General features: G+C 40.0%; 28 protein-coding genes and 2 pseudogenes. 27 read left to right on the forward strand and 3 right to left on the reverse strand.

The features are described 5' to 3' along the window. Nucleotides 1-152 precede the first annotated feature (152 nt). From H8704_RS09475 to H8704_RS09485, 3 genes are read right to left on the reverse strand one after another with little or no spacing between them, the layout of a single operon-like run. The gene (locus H8704_RS09475) at nt 153-758 is read right to left on the reverse strand and encodes an L-2-amino-thiazoline-4-carboxylic acid hydrolase (RefSeq protein ID WP_118678200.1); all 606 of its coding nucleotides are present in this window, start codon (nt 756-758) and stop codon (nt 153-155) included. Next, a complete protein-coding gene (locus tag H8704_RS09480; protein ID WP_249298106.1) occupies nt 755-1,090 on the reverse strand; it encodes a hypothetical protein in 336 nt (111 codons plus the stop codon). Before H8704_RS09480 ends, H8704_RS09475 begins: the two co-directional genes overlap by 4 nt. A gap of 24 nt (nt 1,091-1,114) precedes the next feature. Then, nucleotides 1,115-1,357: a helix-turn-helix domain-containing protein gene (locus tag H8704_RS09485; protein WP_249298107.1), complete on the reverse strand. Its 243-nt coding sequence runs from the start codon at nt 1,355-1,357 to the stop codon at nt 1,115-1,117. 314 nt (nt 1,358-1,671) lie between these two features. On the opposite strand from H8704_RS09485, the gene H8704_RS09490 reads away from it, so the two are divergent. The 27 genes and pseudogenes from H8704_RS09490 (at nt 1,672) to rpsP (ending at nt 20,947) form a co-directional block, all read left to right on the forward strand. Beyond that, a complete protein-coding gene (locus H8704_RS09490) occupies nt 1,672-2,094 on the forward strand; it encodes an EamA family transporter (RefSeq protein WP_022465480.1) in 423 nt (140 codons plus the stop codon). 16 nt (nt 2,095-2,110) lie between these two features. Then, a complete protein-coding gene (locus tag H8704_RS09495) occupies nt 2,111-2,569 on the forward strand; it encodes a GNAT family N-acetyltransferase (RefSeq protein ID WP_249298108.1) in 459 nt (152 codons plus the stop codon). Between the two features lie 582 nt (nt 2,570-3,151). Further along, nucleotides 3,152-4,081: an acyl-CoA thioester hydrolase/BAAT C-terminal domain-containing protein gene (locus H8704_RS09500; RefSeq protein ID WP_022465483.1), complete on the forward strand. Its 930-nt coding sequence runs from the start codon at nt 3,152-3,154 to the stop codon at nt 4,079-4,081. An 83-nt stretch (nt 4,082-4,164) separates the two neighbouring features. Beyond that, complete coding sequence (locus H8704_RS09505) at nt 4,165-4,416, forward strand: hypothetical protein (RefSeq protein WP_249298109.1); 252 nt, start codon at nt 4,165-4,167, stop codon at nt 4,414-4,416. 92 nt (nt 4,417-4,508) lie between these two features. Continuing rightward, nucleotides 4,509-5,075, forward strand: coding sequence for a GNAT family N-acetyltransferase (locus H8704_RS09515; protein WP_330605920.1), 567 nt, complete (start codon nt 4,509-4,511; stop codon nt 5,073-5,075). Between the two features lie 27 nt (nt 5,076-5,102). Next, a complete protein-coding gene (locus tag H8704_RS09520) occupies nt 5,103-5,891 on the forward strand; it encodes an MFS transporter (RefSeq protein WP_283241979.1) in 789 nt (262 codons plus the stop codon). 153 nt (nt 5,892-6,044) lie between these two features. After that, complete coding sequence (locus tag H8704_RS09525) at nt 6,045-6,620, forward strand: macro domain-containing protein (RefSeq protein ID WP_249298110.1); 576 nt, start codon at nt 6,045-6,047, stop codon at nt 6,618-6,620. A gap of 12 nt (nt 6,621-6,632) precedes the next feature. Next, nucleotides 6,633-7,379, forward strand: coding sequence for a hypothetical protein (locus H8704_RS09530; protein ID WP_249298111.1), 747 nt, complete (start codon nt 6,633-6,635; stop codon nt 7,377-7,379). A 74-nt stretch (nt 7,380-7,453) separates the two neighbouring features. Further along, nucleotides 7,454-7,873 carry an N-acetyltransferase gene (locus H8704_RS09535; protein ID WP_249298112.1) on the forward strand — a complete coding sequence of 140 codons (420 nt, stop codon included), beginning with the start codon at nt 7,454-7,456 and terminating at the stop codon, nt 7,871-7,873. 142 nt (nt 7,874-8,015) lie between these two features. Then, nucleotides 8,016-8,210, forward strand: a complete 195-nt coding sequence (locus H8704_RS14390; protein WP_334299411.1) for a DUF3795 domain-containing protein — start codon at nt 8,016-8,018, stop codon at nt 8,208-8,210. Nucleotides 8,211-8,263: 53 nt separating this feature from the next. Then, entirely contained in the window at nt 8,264-8,896 is a 633-nt protein-coding gene (locus H8704_RS09545) for a TetR/AcrR family transcriptional regulator (protein ID WP_249298113.1), read from the forward strand. Continuing rightward, on the forward strand, nt 8,877-9,710 hold the full coding sequence (locus H8704_RS09550; protein WP_249298114.1) for an alpha/beta fold hydrolase: 834 nt from the start codon (nt 8,877-8,879) through the stop codon (nt 9,708-9,710). The genes H8704_RS09545 and H8704_RS09550 overlap by 20 nt, the downstream gene beginning before the upstream one ends. Before the next feature lie 13 nt (nt 9,711-9,723). After that, a complete protein-coding gene (locus H8704_RS09555) occupies nt 9,724-9,951 on the forward strand; it encodes a hypothetical protein (RefSeq protein ID WP_249298115.1) in 228 nt (75 codons plus the stop codon). Further along, a complete protein-coding gene (locus H8704_RS09560) occupies nt 9,948-10,244 on the forward strand; it encodes a hypothetical protein (RefSeq protein ID WP_249298116.1) in 297 nt (98 codons plus the stop codon). The genes H8704_RS09555 and H8704_RS09560 overlap by 4 nt, the downstream gene beginning before the upstream one ends. 26 nt (nt 10,245-10,270) lie before the next feature. Further along, entirely contained in the window at nt 10,271-10,942 is a 672-nt protein-coding gene (locus H8704_RS09565) for a DUF5680 domain-containing protein (protein ID WP_249298117.1), read from the forward strand. A gap of 66 nt (nt 10,943-11,008) precedes the next feature. Continuing rightward, nucleotides 11,009-11,371: pseudogene (locus tag H8704_RS09570) on the forward strand (pyridoxamine 5'-phosphate oxidase family protein); the annotation flags it as partial. 416 nt (nt 11,372-11,787) lie between these two features. Then, a complete protein-coding gene (locus tag H8704_RS09575; protein WP_249298119.1) occupies nt 11,788-13,155 on the forward strand; it encodes an MATE family efflux transporter in 1,368 nt (455 codons plus the stop codon). Nucleotides 13,156-13,168: 13 nt separating this feature from the next. Beyond that, nucleotides 13,169-13,306: a hypothetical protein gene (locus H8704_RS09580; protein WP_283241981.1), complete on the forward strand. Its 138-nt coding sequence runs from the start codon at nt 13,169-13,171 to the stop codon at nt 13,304-13,306. Between the two features lie 68 nt (nt 13,307-13,374). After that, nucleotides 13,375-13,539, forward strand: a pseudogene (locus H8704_RS14395) (AAA family ATPase); the annotation flags it as partial. Nucleotides 13,540-13,640: 101 nt separating this feature from the next. Continuing rightward, nucleotides 13,641-14,777, forward strand: a complete 1,137-nt coding sequence (locus tag H8704_RS09590) for a Fic family protein (RefSeq protein WP_249298121.1) — start codon at nt 13,641-13,643, stop codon at nt 14,775-14,777. Between the two features lie 162 nt (nt 14,778-14,939). After that, nucleotides 14,940-15,776, forward strand: coding sequence for a class I SAM-dependent methyltransferase (locus H8704_RS09595; protein ID WP_249298122.1), 837 nt, complete (start codon nt 14,940-14,942; stop codon nt 15,774-15,776). Nucleotides 15,777-16,000: 224 nt separating this feature from the next. Next, nucleotides 16,001-16,804 carry a LysR family transcriptional regulator gene (locus H8704_RS09600; protein WP_249298124.1) on the forward strand — a complete coding sequence of 268 codons (804 nt, stop codon included), beginning with the start codon at nt 16,001-16,003 and terminating at the stop codon, nt 16,802-16,804. A gap of 222 nt (nt 16,805-17,026) precedes the next feature. Continuing rightward, nucleotides 17,027-17,479 carry a hypothetical protein gene (locus H8704_RS09605; RefSeq protein WP_249298126.1) on the forward strand — a complete coding sequence of 151 codons (453 nt, stop codon included), beginning with the start codon at nt 17,027-17,029 and terminating at the stop codon, nt 17,477-17,479. A gap of 134 nt (nt 17,480-17,613) precedes the next feature. Beyond that, the gene (locus tag H8704_RS09610) at nt 17,614-17,892 is read left to right on the forward strand and encodes a helix-turn-helix domain-containing protein (protein ID WP_022465785.1); all 279 of its coding nucleotides are present in this window, start codon (nt 17,614-17,616) and stop codon (nt 17,890-17,892) included. Further along, entirely contained in the window at nt 17,879-19,009 is a 1,131-nt protein-coding gene (locus tag H8704_RS09615) for a type II toxin-antitoxin system HipA family toxin (RefSeq protein WP_022465786.1), read from the forward strand. Before H8704_RS09610 ends, H8704_RS09615 begins: the two co-directional genes overlap by 14 nt. Before the next feature lie 247 nt (nt 19,010-19,256). Beyond that, nucleotides 19,257-20,615, forward strand: coding sequence for a signal recognition particle protein (gene ffh, locus H8704_RS09620; protein ID WP_022465787.1), 1,359 nt, complete (start codon nt 19,257-19,259; stop codon nt 20,613-20,615). Between the two features lie 89 nt (nt 20,616-20,704). Beyond that, on the forward strand, nt 20,705-20,947 hold the full coding sequence (gene rpsP, locus H8704_RS09625; protein WP_022306232.1) for a 30S ribosomal protein S16: 243 nt from the start codon (nt 20,705-20,707) through the stop codon (nt 20,945-20,947). Nucleotides 20,948-20,954 lie beyond the last annotated feature (7 nt).

The following is a 20,954-nucleotide window of genomic DNA, read 5'->3' on the forward strand; positions in this document are numbered from 1 at the left end:
CTTGACATGTCATTTTTCAACTGTTATATATAACTAAAGGGCAAAAAGCTCTGACAAAGAATTTTTTGCCTTTCATTATCATAGAAGAATCTTATTTACAGACTTTTTCTCATAGTCTCGATCTCTCATACTGATTTGTTCCTTTGTATTTCCTAGCGGGGCTTGCTATATCGAAAATCGCAGCAGGAGGCCCCTTCCGCAATCGTTCCGGTTCTCACTAGTTTCATGTTCATAATATCTGCGAGAACATAATCCATTCTGCACAGATAGGCAGCCAGCTCCGGACACCCTTCATCCTGACAGAGCTTGCATATACCACATTCGTGATAATCATAACCCAGATCATACTCGTCATTTCCCGGCAGAATATCAACAACCCAGTCATTTTCATATTTGCGTTTATGGCTGTCTTCAGACCATTGCCGTCTTGCAGGTATTCTCTTTGGATCTAAGTAACTGTCAGCATCCCCCATTATTTTGTGAAACAGCTTGGATGCACACAGCCCATCCCGGAATATCTCATAATTTTCTTCGGCAGACCTGCCGGTGCTGCGGTTTAATGCAATAAAATAGCTTCCCATAATATATGAACTTAACAAATTGGACTTGCCGATATCTTTCGCACGGTCCAAAATGATCTTATGTTCTTTTGCGATTTTTCGTGATGTATTTTTAGGAAACCCTCGTCTTTTTAATTCTGCTTTTACGGCATTATGATAAAAATGATAGATCAATCTTACACTAAATGTATTCTTCATGCTTTGTCACCTTCTGTATGATAATGGATTCCAAGCTCTGTCTCTAAACCATGGAGCAGAATCGTCATTGCTTCTGTAAATGCGTTTTTTATCTCCTCTGTGATTCCATTCTGACAGGAATCATCCGCGATCATTTCACAGATCATGGAAAATTCGGAGGAAGAAAGCATATAGATGGTCTTGTTTGATAATTTTTTTGAAGCAAGCCCCCGTCGGTATAATTCCCCGTAATAATTAGATGCAAATTGAGTACTTCGTTTCAGGTAGACGGAACGAAAACGCTCCATATATGTCCCGGAATCATTTTTCAATAACATATGAAAAAGCTTCATGTCTCCCTGCAGCAATTCCAGTGTTTACAGAGAGACTCTCGAATATAGAACCCGGATCAGTTCCTCGTCTGACATAGCAGAGAAATCAACGCCCATCATAGATTCAGTAATATTCATAAGTTTTTGTCCGCTTGCACGAAAAAGCTCTCCAAACATTTCCTCTTTGCCCGAGAAATGCTTATAGATGGCTCCGGCTGTGATGCCGGCTTTTGCAGCAATCTTTCGCATAGAGGCATCCTGATATCCTGCTTCAAGAAATATTTCCATAGCACTTTTTAAGATCAGTTCTCTGGTTTCTTTGGAACTCTCGCGAATAATGACCGCCTCCTTTGATAAAGTATTGCATTAGGTCAATACATGTGTCATGCTGGTAAACATTGTTTACTTTATAGCATATCGGATGGAGAAAGTCAAGAAGACTCTGCCTTATTGCAGTGAGGCGAAATTGGAGCAGCGATACTTGACGGATTCAAAGGAATTCATTATACTTCATTTAACGGGTGAGCACCTACCGACAGTCAGGCTGATTTTAGTCTGGCTGTCTTTCTTAGTGTATAAGGATTTTTTAGGAGGAAATAAATATGTCAATGATATGGCCCATCGCGCTGGTGGTATTTTCCAATATTGTTTATCAAATTTGTGCAAAGGGAGTGCCTAAAGATATGGATGCAATGGCATCCATGACGATAACCTATCTTGTGGGGGCAGTATGTTCTGCCATTATGTATTTTGTGATGAACAAAAATGGCAATTTATTACAGGAGTATGCCAAGATGAATTGGGCACCGTTTTTTCTCGGTGTCTCTGTGGTTGGACTGGAGGTCGGTTTTATTTATGCTTATAAAAACGGCTGGGCAGTCAGTACAGCATCCCTTGTGCAAAGTGCATTTTTGGCAGTTGCATTGATTATTGTGGGAGCAGTTTTGTACCGCGAAGCAATCAAAGCCAACAAAGTTATCGGTATCGTAATATGCCTGATTGGTCTTTATTTTATTAATAAATAAAAAGGGGGGACGAAGAATGAACGGAAAATTTACTGTGAGAAAATCAGAGGAAAAGGATATTGTATTGCTGCAAAATATGATCAAGGGTCTGGCTGCATACGAGAAAAGGCCACAGGATATGACGGCCTCTCAGGAAAATCTGCAGTATTGGCTTTTCGAAAAGAAAATAGCAACGGCATTGATCGCACAGTACAATGATGAGGTGATCGGATACGCAATCTACTATCCTGTGTTTGGCTCCTTTGCAGCAGAGGGCGGGGTTCATTTGGAAGACCTATTTTTATGTGAGGAGTATCGTCATGGTGGTCTTGGGAAAAAGTTCTTCTCTCAAATAGAGGAATTTGTTAAACAGGATGGTTACAATCTGATCGAATGGAACTGCCTTGGCTGGAATATGCCGTCCATTCGTTTTTATAACCAAATTGGTGCTGTGCAAGAGCATGGAAGAAAGTATTTTTCCTACATTTGTAAATAAATAGTTTTGCTTTTTATTCTATTTGAAAAACGGAGGGATATAAATGGGACAGTGGAATGAGTTTGAATTTAATATACCTGCTGCTGGCGGAGCCGGGGATATTCGTCTGCTGGGAGATAATATAGATGAATTACCGGGCAAAATAAATGAATTGTGGAAGTAACCGCAGGGGATAACAAGAGATTCAGGTGAGTTAGACTGTTGTTTATATGCCAATTCCGGAAAAGAATTGTTTTATAAGAAATTCGGATTCCGGAAATTGCCAAATGACAAATATGGAATGCTGGCCGAACTATAATATCAAGAAATAAAATAGATTTTGCGTATTGACCGGAAATTTTGAAAATGAACATGATCTGAAACGACGATTTGATAAAATATATCAATTGACAATTGTGTAATTATGCAAAATAATTTATAAATTATGGTAAAATGGATGAGGTGATTTCTTCCGGAGTTTTAGAAAAAATAAAGGAAGAGGATGGTTTTATTTCTTGTTAAAAGAAATAAAAGAGAAATATGTTCTGAATACATCGGTTCGGCAACTGGGCAGTTGAATTCAAAAAGGAAGGGATGATTTAAATGAAAAAACAATTTTTTGAAACAGAAAAACACGGCTTCTATGGAACGTATTATGAAAACCCGAAGGGTTCCGATTGTGCAATGATCGGGTTGTTTGGAGATGATCCTAATGATTTTATGGCAAAGTGTGGTGCAAAATGGTTGCATAAAAATGGTGTAAATGTGCTTTGTATGTCTCCCGGCAAGAAAAATTACAGTCATGTAAATTATCCGCTGGAACGGATTGAGACAGCCATTCAATGGCTGATGAGTAATGGAAACAGGAAAGTTGGAATTATGGGGATGAGTACCGCCGGTATGGATGCGATCGTTGCAGCTTCTTATTTTCCGGATATCACATTAACCTTTGGACTGACAGCCAGTGACTTTGTGTGGCAGGGGTTTGAGCAGGGCAATAAGGATGGCTGTAAAGAGTGGCCGGTTCCGGGGACTTCCACTCTTTCCTGGAAGGGAAAGCCTCTGGCGTACATGCCGTTTGTCTATGAGCATCCGGTATATTGGCAGAAGGTGGAGGAAGAGACAAAAGGCTCCGGTGATATTGAGCGAAGTACCTGCCTGTTTATTGATTCGGAAAAAGCAAGAGAACACACAGAAGAGGAAATGATCAAGGTGGAAAATATAAAAGGACGGTTGTTTCTTGTGGGGGCGGATGATGATTCCTTCTGGGAAGCCGGAAAATATATCCGCCGTATGGATCAGCGTTTAAAAGAGCGTCCTCATACCTGTCAATATGAGGCACTTGTATATGAGCATGGAACGCATTTCGTATTGCCGGAGTCCCTGCTTCGAAAGGCATTACCCGTAGGGTTGAAATTTGTGTTGCGGTTTATTTTCAAAGCGGCAAAGGAATATCCGAATGAGTGTGAAGCTACCAGAAAGGACATCGACAAAAGGCTTTCGGTGGCATTAAAGGAATGGCGGGAAGAGTAGTGAGGGCTTATGGAAACGGAAGCAGATTCATTAACATAAATATATCCGAAAAATAATACAAAACAGAAATGGAGGACTATTTTATGTTAAACGAATCAGTGATCAAAGTATTAAAAAATGAAATGTGGGATCTTGCGACATGTGCAAATGGAGAACCGAATGTCGTTCCGGTTGCATTTAAGGATGTTACCGAGGAGGGAAAATTGGTAGATTCCTTCAAGGAAATGGTCGAAAAGATGTTTCAGGGAGCGGCAACGGCAAAGGGAGCACTTGTTATTACACCTTCCAAAGTAATTGTCACAACGCCCGGTACGGATAATAAAAAAGAAATTTAATGGAAAAGGCCCTAATAAATTCCATAGTAACTTAAAAAAAGAACCCCTTTAAGCTATAATGAAACAAGACCAATAGTTTGAAGGGGATTTTTATGGCAAAGTATAAGAAAAAATTAGAGGAAGATATACGGTGTCCATTGGAATATGGCTTGACAATTTTTGGCGGAAAATGGAAATCCCGTATTATCTGCGTGTTGTCGGCAAAGGAAAAGCTCCGGTACAGTGGGCTTCGGAAGGAATGCAGGAGCAGTATGTTGAAGTATACGGAACAAAAAATATTTACACAGGAACAGGTGCAGAAGTTATTTTTATCGGTAAATTGGATTTCCGGAAATTATCCGGAGCGTTTATACAAGGCTTTGATGCATTCGTCCACCGTACTGACAGTGTGGGATGACGAAAAGCTGGTAGGTATTACCAGGGTTCTGGACGATACGGAAATGCTGGCGCAGGTTCATTATGTAATTGTACATCCGGATTATCAGGGAAAGGGCATCGCCGGTCAAATGATTGAATATATAAAAGAAAAATATAAGAACTTTTTGTATATTGAGGGGATGCCGGAAGATAAAAAGAATGTGCCGTTTTATGTGAAGCATGGATTTTCTGTTATGGAAAATGGCGCGGCGATTCAGATCTGTAATTTGGATAAAAATTAAAGTGAGACTTAAAGCGAGGAGAATAAAATGGGCTTTTTATTAGGAATTATTTATCTGTCGTTTATTAGTCTGGGGCTGCCGGATGCCCTTTTGGGGGCAGCTCTTACGGGTGGTGCCACCTGGAACACAGGGTATCGTATTATTTCCGTATTGCAGATTGTACTTACGGCGATTCTGGTATTTAGTCTTCCGAAATGGAAGGAGCAAAAGACATCCTCTGAAGAAACAATGGGAGGAAAGGTTCTTTCGCTGAAGGAAATTATTGGGATTCCCGGAGCAAAAGCGATTATGATCTGTTTCTTCTGTTATTGTGCAGTAGAGCAGACAACCATGCTCTGGGCAAGCAGTTATTTGAATCTGGCAAAGGGGGTCGATGCCAAAACAGCTGCTTCCTTTGCCGGGATGTTTTGCATTGGAATTACCGTTGGCCGGGGAATCAATGGATTCATTGCAATGAAACTGAATGACAGACAGATGATCCGTATGGGACAGGCGATCATATTGTCCGGTATTATTGTGATGCTGTTTCCGTTTGGGCAAATGGTTTCCCTGCTTGGATTTGCATTGATCGGACTGGGCTACGCACCGGTATATCCATGCATTATTCACTCAACGCCGGATCACTTTGGTGCAGAGCGTTCCCAGGCAATTATCGGTGTGCAGATGGCCAGTGCATATATCGGAACGTGCCTTATGCCGCCATTGTTTGGGTTGCTCGCAAACCATATATCCATCCGATTGTTGCCGGTTTATCTGCTGATTCTGCTTGGGCTTATGGTATATATGCATGAACGGCTGGAGCGGAAAGTGCATTGAAATCAAATGGATTAACGTTATGGCAGAGGCGATTACGGATATCAGAAAGCAGATGGAAAATTAGACAGAAAAGTATTCAGAGGATAAATATAGTCAAATAGACTGTATTTTTAGTTGAGAGTCTTTGGATAGAGAAGGGAAGGTAGATTTATTATGATGACCCAGGAGGAAATGCTACGTTCTCTGATGAATGTCAGACCACCGAAAACGATCCGTGAAGAGTTTTTAAAAATTCAGGATGAATACCTTAAAGAAAGAAACAGGGAACGGGGCATTACTGATATTGCAGACCTGGAACCTGTCGAAACCGATCCGAGACTTTATATCTGGCAGGGGGATATTACATCTCTTAAATGTGATGCCATTGTTAATGCATGCAATTCGCAGATGCTGGGGTGCTTTTCTCCGATGCACGCCTGTATCGATAATTTTATTCATACCTATGCCGGAGTAGAGCTTCGTCTGAAAATGCATGAGATTATGTCCATGCAGGGGCATGAGGAAGAAACAGGAAAGGATGATATTTTTAAATCAACATTTGGAGGGATAAAGTTTATGAAAAATAAAAGGATGATTATAGGATTAATGATCGGGGTAATAATGGCAATACTTTGGAGTGTTGTTTTCGTAAATGTATTAAACAGTATGGCGGGGATAGGAATTGGAATATGTCTGGGTATATCTTTTGGTATATCCGGCAGTCTGATCTTTGCAAAAAAAGATAAGTGACAAGGGGGATATATGAAAAGAAAAATTAAAGTTGTACATATTTATCTGTTGACATTTTTACTGTTTTATTTTGGGATTTTTATCCTGCTTCAAAATGTACCGGGATTGAATTATTTTGCCATTGTTTTGGTGATGACTGCCCTATTATTTTCATGTGTGCCAGATGCTTTGATCAATCTGGAATTGATGCATATAAATATTTGTTGGTATAAAAGTGATTTGATTACTAAAATGATTGTTTTTATGTTAACGTATTTTTATTTGAAGAATTTCACATATCCGGAGATTTTTCTTCTTATTATCGGACTTTCAATCATAAATGTAGTGTCTGCATTTATGATATGGAGAGAAGTAAAAAATGTTTCTTTATCTGCAGACGAGATAAAAGAGAAATTACAGCAGGTCAATGACGAAAAAACAGCACAGGTTCTTCCGTATTTGGCAGGATATTCAATCTGTGCAGCTTTTTTTGCGAATATGCAGGATTTTTTCGGGGAAATCTTAATTTGTGGAATAATTTATTTATTCGTTAATGTTTATATTGTTGAGAAAATTATTTTTGTATTAAAAAATAATGGTATAAAATCAGTCAATAAATATCGGGTGATCTTCTGGTTAATACATATTTTAAATATGATATTTGCGATTGGAAAATATGATATGATGTGCTATTTCATGGCAGGAGATTATTGGATGATATGTCTGGATCTTCTCAATAAAAATAAGACGGCAATTGTGAAAGAAAAAAAGTCATCCTAAAATATTATGATTATCTACAAATAAAGGATGATTGGAAAAATGTTCTCAGGTAAGAATCAATAGAGGTAGTTATTATGATAAGAAAATTACAAAAAGCAGATGTAATCAAAGTGGCAGACATATGGCTGAATTCTAATATAAAAGCACATAATTTTATTCCGGCACGATACTGGGAAAGCAATTATGATCCGGTAAAAGAAATGTTGTTACAGGCAGAAGTCTATGTATATGAGAGTAATGGGGAGATACAGGGATTTATAGGATTAAACGGAGAATATATTGAAGGTATTTTTGTCTGTGATAAACTGCAGTCGCAGGGGATAGGAAAGCTTCTGCTGGACTTTATAAAGGAGAGACGGACGGGATTAAGTTTAAATGTGTATGAGAAAAATACAAGGGCAATACATTTTTATCAGAGAGAGGGATTTGAAATTCAGGATGAAGGGATAGACGAAGCTACAGGTGAAAAAGATTATGTAATGATATGGCAGTAACATGTGTCTGGTTGTTCTAATAAAATAGTCGGGTTTTTTGATGATAGCTATTGCCTGTTTTTTAGTCATAATTGGAATCCCTATATCTATGGTAATATAAAATATGCAAGACAATACAATGGAAGATTAAGGAGAAATGTGAATGGAATCAAGGTGTGGTATTTTATGTAGCAAATGTGACTGGAAAAAGACTGAAAAATGTAAGGGCTGTTTTAATATTGATAATCCTTTCTGGGGAGCTTGTCCGGTAAAGGGTTGTTGTGAAGAGAAAAAGCTGGAGCATTGTGGGGAATGTACGGATTTCCCATGCACACAATTAAATAAGGTCTTCCGATAATCGGTCAATTGGTATATACTCACATTAACCGAATTGGTCAACGGAGGTAGCTTATGAATGAAAAATTTTATGCTTTGCAGGAAGAAAAACAATCGCAAATATTGAATGCTGCATACAAAGTATTTGCATCGAATCAATATAAAAAGGCACCAACCTCAGAAATTGCGGCAGAAGCCGGAATTTCTAAGTCACTTTTGTTTCATTATTTTCATAACAAACGGGAGCTATATCTTTTTCTATGGAAGTATGCAGCGGATTTAACAAAAAAATATATGTGTAAATATAAGGTATATGAAACAGATGATTTTTTTGAAATGATGCGTCGTGGTCTGATGGTTAAATGTGCTGTGATGAGGAAATACACATTTTTGTCCTTATTTTCCATTAATTCATACTTTGAAACTGAGCCGGATATTCAATCAATCATCCAACCATATGTACAAGATGCTGCGCAAACGACATTGGAAATGATTTTGTCAATTTTGAATCTCGATTTCATCCGCAAGGATATAGAGTTTACCGGTATATACAAAGAAATTCTGTATGCTTCAGATGGGATGCTTAAGTATTGGTACAGAGCAGGGAATTATGATGTAACTGCTTTTGAGCAGGAGTATCTGGAAATGATAAATCATTGGGAAACGGTTTATGGAAAGGGGACGGGAAATGACAGAAAACAGTTATAAAACACGCTGTGGCTGCATCCGTTATTTTGTAAATATATTAGATAAACAAAAACCTACTTTAGTTTTTTTGCCGGGACTTACAGCAGATCACAGGCTTTTTGAGAAGCAGACAGAATATTTTGAAAAGAAACAGAATGTGTTTGTATGGGATGCACCATCACATGCATTATCCAGACCATTTACGAATAATTACAGTCTGTCTGACATGGCAGAATGGCTTGATAAAATCTTAGCAAAAGAAGAAATTTATAATCCCATTATTATCGGTCAGTCTATGGGTGGATATCTGGCTCAAATGTATATGGAATTATATCCGGATAAGATAAAGGGCTTTATCTCCATTGATTCTGCACCGCTTCAAAAGTCTTATATGACAGCAATGGAAATATGGCTTCTTGAAAGAACAGAGCCATTATATAAGATATATCCATGGAAAGCACTTCTTAGGGCTGGTTCAAGAGGGTGCGCAGAGACGGATTATGGACAGAATCTTATGCGAAAGATGATGATGTCCTATGACTCAGATCCTAAAGAATATGCAAGGCTTGCCGGTTTTGGTTACAGAATTCTTGCTGAGGCAATCAAAGCAGATCTGCCATATCATATCAGTTGTCCGGCATTACTTATCTGTGGAGAAAAGGATAAAGCGGGCACAGCAAAAAGCTACAATAAAAAATGGCATCAGAGAGAAGGTTTACCAATTAAATGGATAAAGAATGCTGGTCATAATTCCAACGCTGACCAACCGGATGAAGTAAACAGACTGATAGAAAAATTTATCAGCGAGGTTGAGAGGAAAGGAGTGCCCGGATGAAATTAAATATACAGTGGATGATAAGGAAATAGATGATACTTTTGTTGTTCATATTTCCCTTCCCCCAAACTATGCTGAGACAAAAGAATATCCGCTGGTAGTTATGACAGATGGGGTGTGGAGATTAAGCGATCACCCGAAATTAAGACCGCTTATGAAAGATGGTGTGATTGATGATGTTATTTTGATCAGCATTGGATTTCACTATTGGTTTCACTTATTTTTATCATACTTGGAATGATCCAGTATAAAGCTGAAAAACCGGCAACAATAAACACGGGAGAAAAACCACCTCGTGAAGATGAACTGACGAGTGTTACTGAATGGAACCACAGACATGGCAGAAATTTTATTATTTTGGGGTGTGCATTTTTTATTACGCTATCAGTTTTTGCATATTTTATTGAAAATTTGGTTGATAGTGTTTTGTTTCAGGCAGTTATTTTGTTAATTGCGTTATTTGCTGAGATAGCATGGGTTGAGTTTGAACATAAGGTGATGAAAAAGGAAATGATCAAAATGCTTAAATTGTAATACGATGATTGTGGAGGTGACAAGAAATGCTTTTTTCACAAAAACTACAATTAATTCGTAAAAATAAAGGTTTTACTCAAGAAGCGTTAGCAGAAAAATTAGCTGTATCCAGACAGGCCGTAGCAAAGTGGGAGTATGGACGAGCATATCCTGATATTAGTAACCTTATTCAGATTAGCAGTTTATTCAATGTTACCATTGATTATTTAGTAAAGGATCAGGAGTGTACGGTTAATTGTTTGGATGATAATGAGACGGACATTGATCAGCTTATTAAATTTCGCTTAGAAGCAAATGTTAATACATATGCTGCGTATATGAATGAGACGGATTCAACGAGATTAGATTCCCGTGATTTTACATATACTAATGGTCCATATACATATCATGATACATATGTTGGCGGAGAACAGTTTGCTGGTGAAGAAGCCATATGGTATGAAGGAAAATCAAAGTATGCAATGAATTACATGGGACGCGTTTTGGATCAGAATTTTAGTGGTGATTTTCTAAAGGAAGCTCTGCGCCAAGCGAATAAAAAAATGCCATTTAGAGGACCGGAGCATTATCAGTCAGGGCAGTATATTTATAAGTGTAATGTGGTTGGAGACTTTACACGGTTTCAAGGTTATGAAGAAATTTTCTACAATAATATAAAGGTATATGAATGCTTTTTTCACGGCGGATTAATGAAGTAACACCGGAAATGAAGTTTAGCCGCCAGATTTTAGATTTAGAACAATTTGTAAAATGACGGTTATCATTATGCAATCCCCATCAATTATGTTTATGACAAAGAAGTTCAAAAAATTTATTTTCATGGGGCGCATGCAGGTCATAAAGTGGATGCTCTAAGGAACTGTGATAAGGTATGTTTTACAGTGTATGGAAATGAAACCATCAAAGAAGAGGCATGGGCACCATTTTTGCAGAGCGTTGTTGTATTTGGCAGATGCCATTTTGTGGAATCCGGTGCAAAAGCAACCGCTTTGTTAAAACAATTTGCAATGAAATACTATCCTGATGCGCAGATGGTTGACGAGGAGATTGCTCGTGCAGGAAAGGCCGCACAGGTTTTTGAAATAGAAATTGAACATCTTAGTGGTAAAGAAATACAAGAACGGTAATTTCCTGTATACATTTACGTTTGATGTTTCAGACAATCTTGCGAAAGAGACGCAAGATATATTGGACATAAGAGAATGTGAGAGAAGCAGATAACTTGAAAGCAAGAAAATTTCTATTTGACTTTTTCAAAAATAATAAATATAATAGCCTTTGAACGAGTAGCAGACTAGCGTAAATCCAGTTTTGCTGCTCGTTTTTTTGCAAATCATTAAAATATATTATGCCGTAAAAAAGTGTGTTGCTTATCAGCGTAAGTCCAGCTTGTGAGATAAGTACATACTTTTTTTGTGCAAAACAAGGAGGTGAAATCCTCTCCTCGCCAGAGGGCTCGGATTTTGCTTCGCAAAACAAGGAGGCTAAATCCTCTCCTCGCCAGGGGGCTCGGATTTTGCTTCGCAAAACAAGGAGGATTATGATGGCAGAAAGTAACAAGATGAAGGAGATGCCGGTAAATAAGCTTATGATTCAGATGGGAATACCAATGATCTTATCTATGGCGTTGCAGGCAGTGTACAATATTGTGGACAGTGCCTTTGTGGGAAACATGCGGGAAGGAAGTGAAGCGGCACTTAATGCACTTACCCTGGTTTTTCCGGTTCAGATGCTCATGGTAGCAGTCGGAATTGGAACCGGAGTAGGAACCAATGCGCTTCTTGCAAGAACACTGGGACAGGGGGACAGCAAAAAGGCGGCAAAGGCTGCAGGAAACAGTTTATTTCTTGGGATAGTTATTTATGCGGTATGTCTGTTGTTTGGAATTTGCGGAGTAAGAACATATATTTCATCGCAGACCGTGGATCCGGATGTTATTGCAATGGGAACAGACTACTTAAAAATATGCTGCGTGATTTCATTTGGAATTATTTTCTTTTCACTATTTGAAAAGCTGTTACAGGCAACAGGGCGTTCTCTTTACTCTACCATCGGTCAGGTTGTGGGAGCCGTGGTAAATATTATTCTTGACCCGATCATGATTTATGGTATCGGACCGGTTCCCGAAATGGGAGTAAAAGGTGCAGCTTATGCAACGGTAATCGGACAGGTTGCATCTGCGGCATTGCTGTTTGTGTTCCATATAACGTTAAATAAGGAATTCGAACATGGTGTCAAATATATGAAACCGGATGGCAGAATCATCAGGCAGATCTATTCGATCGGACTCCCGGCAATTATTGCACAGGCACTGATGTCTACCATGGTTTATGTGATGAATCTGATTTTGAAGTTCAGTCCTTCCGCACAAACCGCATATGGATTGTTTTATAAAGTGCAGCAGTTTGTATTATTCCTTGCCTTTGGATTTAGAGATGCCATCACACCGATCATTGCTTTTGCATACGGAATGCGCAGCAAAAAAAGGATTCAGGATGGAATTAAATATGGATTGATCTATACGATTGTACTTATGATCATGGGTGTGGCGATTACAGAAATTTTCCCGGGTGTTTTTGCAGCCTTATTTAATGCCGGGAAGTCCGGAGAATATTTTATCGGAGCCATGAGAATTATTTCTATCAGCTTTATTTTTGCAGGAATCAATGTTGCATATCAGGGAATTTATCAGGCATTGGACGGAGGCCCGGAATCGCTTGTAATTTCATTGCTCAGACAGCTGATCGTCATATTACCGCTGGCGGGTATCTTCTCCATTTTTGTCAGAAACGGACAGATGGGGGGTTCATTGATCTGGTGGGCATTCCCGATTACGGAGTTTATCGTATGTCTGGTGGGATATGCATTGTTAACGAGAATCCGAAAGAACAAAGTGGAAAGTTTAAGTTAAGGAGAAAGCGGTTATGACAAAGAGAATTATTACGGTCAGCAGAGAGTTGGGAAGCTATAACTTTTACACGGATCAGAAATGGGGAAAAGCCGGTAATTATACGTTGTGCCTTGACAGTTCACAGCTTGGTTGCCTTAGATTTTTTGAATAACCATGAGCTGTGTACACAAAAATTGTCTTGTCACTTTCATTTTGTGTTATACTGATTTATATAGTTTTCTTGGTTTCTATAAACCAATCACCTTTTTTGTTGGAGAAAACGGCAGTGGTAAATCAACTTTGTTGGAAGCACTTGCCGTAGCACATGGTTTTAATCTGGAGGGAGGAACAAAGAATTATGTATTTTCTACGCATGATACACATTCGGAGTTGTGTGATGCGATATTGTGCCTTATATAGTTCTGAAACATGTGTTAGCCTGATTTTACACAATAAGAAAAGGTGGGATTTGCGGAATTATAAAATTATGAAGTGAGGTAGTGGATATGGAAAAAGATCCGTTTAAGGAATATTTAAGGGAATCTGAACCGGATAAAGCTTATAAGGGTTATGCCTGGAGTACAGCAATCGGACTTCAAGAGGTGGACGGACTCAAACCATCTAAATATCTGATTGATACTGCCATTCAGAATATTGAAGGCAAAATCACAATGAAAGAAGCACAGAGCCTTATTGACAGCTACTATGAAGAAAGATCGGTGAATTTATCTGATGATGAACGTACCGAAGAAGCAGATAAGGTTTCTTCTCGTATTGCAGAAATTCTTTCTGAAACAGCGTTCTCATTTTCTCCGAACGAGTATATCTCTATCCACCGTAAACTCTTTCAGGGGATTTATAACCATGCTGGAAAGATTAGAGATTATAATATCACAAAGAAGGAATGGGTACTTGATGGGGCAACCGTTATGTACGGCAGTGCTTCTGAATTAAGAGCAACGCTTGAATATGATTTTTCACAGGAGAAAGATTTTAGTTATAAAGGTCTTTCGATGGATGAGATTTTTCATCATCTTGCAGTATTTATTTCAAGGTTATGGCAGATTCATATCTTCGGAGAAGGTAATACGAGAACAACAGCAGTGTTCTTTATTAAATATTTGAGAACACTTGGCTTTGCTGCAACCAATGATATTTTTGCGGAAAATGCGTGGTATTTTAGAAATGCACTTGTCCGTGCCAACTATACGAACTTGCAAAAAGGTATTCACGAAACAACAGAATATCTGGAATTGTTTCTTAGAAACCTGCTTTTGAACGAGCAAAACGAACTCCAAAATCGAAATCTTCACATAAGCGGACTTCTGAATAAAGAAAAAGTGGACATTCAAGGTGCGAAAGTGGACATTGAGAAGGAAATAGTGGACATTCAAGATGCAAAAGTGGACATTGAAAGTGTACTTTCTGTGAAAGGCAGCGACTTCACAGTAAAAACGACGGCTCATATCCATAGACTCTTTGAGGAGTTTGGCTTTGATGGAGTGTTTGGAAGAAGTGCAGTTATGGAAATTCTTGAGCTGAAAAGTTCAGGTGCTTCGAAACTACTTTCCAATTTGGTGCAGGCGGATATTATTGAACCAGTATCAGGTCACGGAAAAGGAAAATATAAATTTAAAAAGTAATTTTATCTTGTGTCCTCGACGACGAAGGTGCTTACGGACTTTGATGAATTTTTAAAGGAAGTGGAGCGGAAGGATAAGGTGGAATTTTTGTTGTATTTTAAATGTATCAATTAGTACAAACTTGACAAAGCGGTTAGATTAAACTAACATAAGGTTGCTGTAATGAAACGTATTGTTTTCTATAGTGGAAAGGAAGATACGATGAAAGAAAAAGTAACTGTAACAGGAGTACCGGAAACTATGATTCAGACCCTGTATGCACGGGCGAAGGAATCGCAGAAGCCGGATGCAAAGATTAAAGATACCATGGCAGTGGAGATCGTGTCAGAGCTGGACTATGATTTTTCCAATGCGGATAAGGACAAGGCGATGGGCTCCGGGGTGATTGCCAGAACGATCGTGCTTGACCGAATGGTGGGAGAATATCTGGACAGCCATCCTCAGGCGGTTGTTGTGAATATTGCCTGTGGTCTGGACACGAGATGTTACCGTATGAGAGGAAAATATTCACGCTGGTATAATATTGATCTGCCGGAAACCATGGAGATCCGGAAGCGGTTTCTCACGGAAGATGGACCGGTATATCAGATTGCAAAATCGGCGACGGATGCCTCTTATCCGGAGAAAATCTCTTATGACAAAGAGGACATTCTTGTTGTGATCGAAGGGCTCTCCATGTATTTAAAAGAAGCGGATATTCTGCAGATGTTTTCCGTTATTGAGAAAAATTTTCCGAAGGCAACGGTTTTTATTGAAACCATGTCTCCTTTTTTTGTAAAACATATCAAGGAGAAATCTATTGAGGGAAGTCAGGCGAAGTTCGTATGGGGTATCAAAAACGGAAAAGCCCTGCAGGAGCTGATCCCGGCATTTACATATAAAAAAGAGGTTAGTCTGGTGGAGGGCATGAAAAAAATGATGCCGATCTATCATGTGCTTGGAAAAATTCCGGCGGTTCGCAACATTTCCAATAAAATTATCGTGATGGAAAAGAATTAAGGAAAATAAAACAACAGATGGGACTTCCTTGGAGGTCCCGTTTTTGCTGTTGTCAATAAGAAATATTTCAAGTAAAATAGATAAAAATGAAGGCGGGAATGTTCCATGAAGATAGTGTATCGTACTTATAAGTCCATCGAAGCATCTCGGAAAAGCTTTGGAAATGCGGCACGGAAGAAAAGAGTTGTGGCATGGATCACGTCATAAAGAGTAGGAGATTGTCCATGGATTTTCGGATATTACGTTATTTTTTGAATGTAGCAAAGGAACAGAGCTTTACAAAGGCGGCACAGCAGTTACATATTACACAGCCGACACTTTCCAGGCAGCTTGCCGCTCTGGAGGAGGAGCTTGGAGTTACCCTGTTTGCCCGTTCCGGCAGGAATATTACACTGACAGAAGAAGGAATCCTGTTCAAAAGAAGGGCGCTTGAGATTCTGGATCTGGAGGAGCGGACGTTGGATGAGCTGAAGGGCAGCGAAGGGATTGTAGAGGGAACGGTCACCATTGGCTGTGGAGAATTTGCGGTGGTGGAGACTTTGGCGGAGATATGCAGAAATTATCAGCAGAAGTATCCTCGTGTCCAGATCGCACTTCATACAGCCACAGCGGATACCATCTCGGAAATGATGAATAAAGGTCTTGTAGATATTGGACTATTTATGGAACCGGTGGATACGCAGGGACTGGATCATATACGGATCCTGGGAAGCGATCGCTGGGTTGTGGGGATGCGGCCGGATGATCCTCTTGCCTCAAGGGAATATATTGAAAAGAAGGATCTGATCGGAAAACCCCTGATCCTGCCGGAGAGAATGGGAGTGCAGAGCGAGCTTGTGAATTGGTTTGGCAGGGATTTTAAGAAAAAGCCGGGTGACTGCATTAATATTCCGGCAGAAGTAAAGCACTGGCATGGTGCAGCTCCGACAGAGTGGTTCTCCCATCTGGCAGTAGAGGTGCCGGGAGAGGAAACCTCCAATGAGTGGTGTGAGCCTGTGACCGATGATGTGTATAGCAAGCTGGAATAGAGAAGATACGGGTCAATAAAATAAATACTTAAACTACTTATTTTTGTGGTTGAAGTTTGAGAAGAAAACATCCGGGATGTGCCTGTTGTGGCGTGTTCCGGATGCTTTTTAATAAGCCGCAACTCAGATAGTTTCATATTGAAATAACAAAGTGATGTCGATAAATATTTAAGAAGGAATAATTCTACAATAAAGAATTTATGGGAGGCTTGAAGATAAGATATGAAAATAGTAAAACGTCTTTTGATATTTCTGTTATGTATTGTGATGGCTGGGGGAATTTTGTTTTTGATCTCTATTCCCAGGGTGAATGATCATATAGCAAAGCATACCATGACAGAGCTTGCACAGGTGCCGATGCCGGAACAGACGAAATGTATTGAAAAGGTATCTGCAGCCGGAAAGTTGTCTGGCAACGGAAATGGAATGCAGTATCTGGGAGCATTGCTGGTAAAAAGCAATCTTTCGCTGAAAGATCTGAAAAAATATTATGCAGCGAATACTCCAAGGAAATGGTATTGTGATGTGGAACGGCAGAAAGGTCAGAGCCTGCGTGCCAGTGAACATGTGGAACTGGGCTTTAAGCATACGGTCAAGGGGAAGAATTATTACGCTGTTTATGCCTGGGGAGACTATGATGGAATATATAGTGAACTGGATCTGCGGGGACATTGATGGGACAGGTTTCTGCTTGTAAGAATCATAAGAAAATGTTATAATTTAATAGATAATATATTATCCCAAAATGCATAAATATAATAAAGATAGATAAAATATTATACATAATTACTGGAAGGAGATGACACGGAATGAGAGGTCTGGTATGGGAAACGGCAGAAGAGCTTGATCTGAAAATTGCACAGCGGGTTCGGGATATTCGCAAGAGAAGATCTATTTCGCAAAAAAGACTTTCAGGGATGAGTGGGGTAAGCTACGGTTCTATTAAAAGATTTGAGACAACCGGTCAGATATCACTTGTGAGTCTTACGAAGCTTGCTATGGCATTAGATATAGCAGGGGATCTGCGCAATATATTTACACAGATTCCTTACCGGGATATTCAGGAGGTTATTAATGAAAGCAGATAATCTTATAAAGGTTTTGTGGGATGATTGTCTTGTGGGAACTTTGGCAATGACGCAGGATCAAAGAGTGGCGTTTCAATATAGTGACGAGTGGCTGGAAAAGGAAGTATCTATTAGTCCGTTTTCTCTGCCGGTGAATGGACGTGTTTTTGTACCGGAAAAAACATATTTTAATGGTTTGTTTGGAATATTTGCAGATAGTCTTCCGGATGCATGGGGAAGACTTTTACTGGACCGGCTTCTCCGGCAAAAGGGAAAGAACCCGGAAACCTATACGGTACTGGACCGGCTGGCTATTGTGGGAGATTCTGGAATGGGAAAGCTTGCGTATGAGCCATATATAGACATCGCACAGGAACATTCTATGGATGATCTGGATGAACTGGCGGAGCAGTGTCAAAAAATTCTGAATACGGAGTATTCTGATAAGCTTGATGAATTATACAGTCTGGGAGGCACCAGTGGAGGTGCGCGGCCAAAGATCATGACAAAGTACAGAGGAGAGGAGTGGATCATCAAATTTCCGGCACATGTGGATGGCAAAAATATTGGGAGAATGGAGTATGAGTATTCGGTTTGTGCCGGAAAATGTGGAATTACTATGAGCAGGACAAAGTTGTTTCCGTCTGAGAGATGTGATGGTTATTTTGGAATAAAGCGGTTCGACCGGGAGGATCATCAGGGAAAGGTCAAAAGAATTCATACAGCTACGGTAGCAGCATTATTAGAGTTAGATTTTGAACAGCCGAGTCTGGATTATCACAGTCTAATGAAATTAACGAGGTTGCTGACAGCCGATGATCCGATAGAACGGGAGCAGATGTTTCGAAGAATGTGTTTTAATGTATTTGCACATAATAGGGACGACCATTCGAAAAACTTTTCATACTTGTATAATGAAGAAAACGATTGCTGGAGGTTAAGCCCGGCTTATGATCTGACATACAGTAATACTTATTTTGGGGAACATACAACCACGGTAGATGGCAATGGAAAAGATCCGGGTATCTGTGAACTGGTCCGGGTTGGAGTGCAAGCCGGAATGAACAAAGACATATGTGAAGAAATTTCACGGGAAATACAGAAATGTGTTGGAGAAATGTTGGAAGAATATGTATAATATACAAGCTTCGCACATGTAATATATCGATATGTCCATAATATTTAAAAAATGTTTTTTGTCAAGAAAAATACTTGACAACATTAAAACGATTGTGTATACTACCCATTGTGTTGTAAAAGCAGACTTTGAAATGGAGGGATAGTGTGAAAATTTAAAATTTTCACCAAGCGAATAAAATTCGCTTTGCAAATCTTGTGCCTGCGGCCCAAAGTTTGCAGTTCTTTGGAAAGGCAAGGTTATTTATATGGCATTTGATAGTTTATCCGAAAAGCTGCAAAATGTTTTTAAGAACCTCCGTAGCAAGGGACGTTTGACGGAGGAGGATGTGAAAGCAGCTTTAAAGGAAGTAAAGATGGCTCTTCTGGAGGCAGATGTAAACTTTAAAGTAGTAAAGAACTTCGTCAAGACAGTGCAGGAGCGTGCGGTTGGACAGGATGTGATGAACAGCCTGACGCCGGGGCAGATGGTGATCAAGCTTGTAAATGAAGAGCTTGTCAATCTGATGGGCAGTGAGACCACAGAGATTGCATTGAAGCCATCCAATGAGATTACCGTCATTATGATGTGTGGTCTTCAGGGTGCCGGTAAAACCACGACCACGGCGAAGATTGCCGGAAAGCTGAAGCAGAAAGGACGTCGTCCATTGCTGGCAGCCTGCGATATTTATCGTCCGGCGGCGATCGAGCAGTTAAAGGTCAACGGAGAAAAGCAGGGCGTGGAGGTATTCTCCATGGGTACCAGCCATAAGCCGGTGGATATTGCTAAGGCAGCAATCGAGCATGCGGCAGCACATAATGAGAATGTTGTGATTCTGGATACTGCAGGACGTCTTCATGTGGATGAGGATATGATGGGCGAGTTACAGGAGATCAAGGAGAACATTGACATAGACCAGACGATTCTGGTTGTGGATTCCATGACAGGTCAGGATGCAGTCAATGTAGCTAAGACATTCCATGAAAAGATTGAGATAGACGGAGTCATTCTGACAAAGTTAGACGGTGATACCAGAGGTGGTGCGGCACTTTCCATCCGTGCGGTGACAGGGTGTCCGATCCTGTATGTCGGTATGGGAGAGAAGCTTTCTGATCTGGAGCAGTTTTATCCGGATCGTATGGCATCACGTATTCTTGGTATGGGCGATGTACTTACTCTGATTGAGAAAGCGGAGGCTGAGATCGATCAGGACAAGGCCAGAGAGATGGAAAAGAAGTTCCGCAAGGCGGAGTTTGATTTCAATGACTTTCTGGAGCAGATCGGCCAGATGAAGAAGATGGGCGGTATCAAGAGCATTCTTGGTATGATGCCGGGAATGGGACTTCCGGCAGATCTGGACATTGATGATGATGTGTTTAAAGGGACCGAGGCGATCATTTATTCTATGACACCGGAGGAGAGAGGCAATCCGGCCCTGATCAATCCATCCCGTAAAAAGCGTATTGCGAAGGGCGCCGGAGTAGATATTGCAGAGGTCAATAAGCTGATCAAGCAATTTGAGCAGTCCCGCAAAATGATGAAGCAGATGTCCGGTATGATGTCCGGCAAGGGCAAAAAGAAAGGGCGTTTCGGCGGCGGTATGCCAAAGCTTCCATTTGGTTTTTAAATGGGAGGCATTTATGACAGTGCATTCAGATTCCGGACATTCCGGAATTTGTATATAAATAGTACAAGCAAGATTAGGAGGTGAAAGACATGGCAGTAAAGATCAGATTAAGAAGAATGGGTAAGAAGAAAGCACCTTTCTATAGAGTAGTAGTTGCTGATTCCAGATCTCCAAGAGATGGTAAGTTTATCGATGAGATCGGTACCTATGATCCAAATCAGGATCCAAGCGTTTTCAAGTTTGACGAGGAAAAGGCTAAGCAGTGGTTGGCAAATGGTGCTAAGCCGACGGAGACAGTTGGAAAGCTGTTAAAGCAGGCTGGAATCGAGTAATTTTTTT

This window comes from Jutongia huaianensis, assembly GCF_014384985.1.
Taxonomy (GTDB): domain Bacteria; phylum Bacillota; class Clostridia; order Lachnospirales; family Lachnospiraceae; genus Jutongia; species Jutongia huaianensis.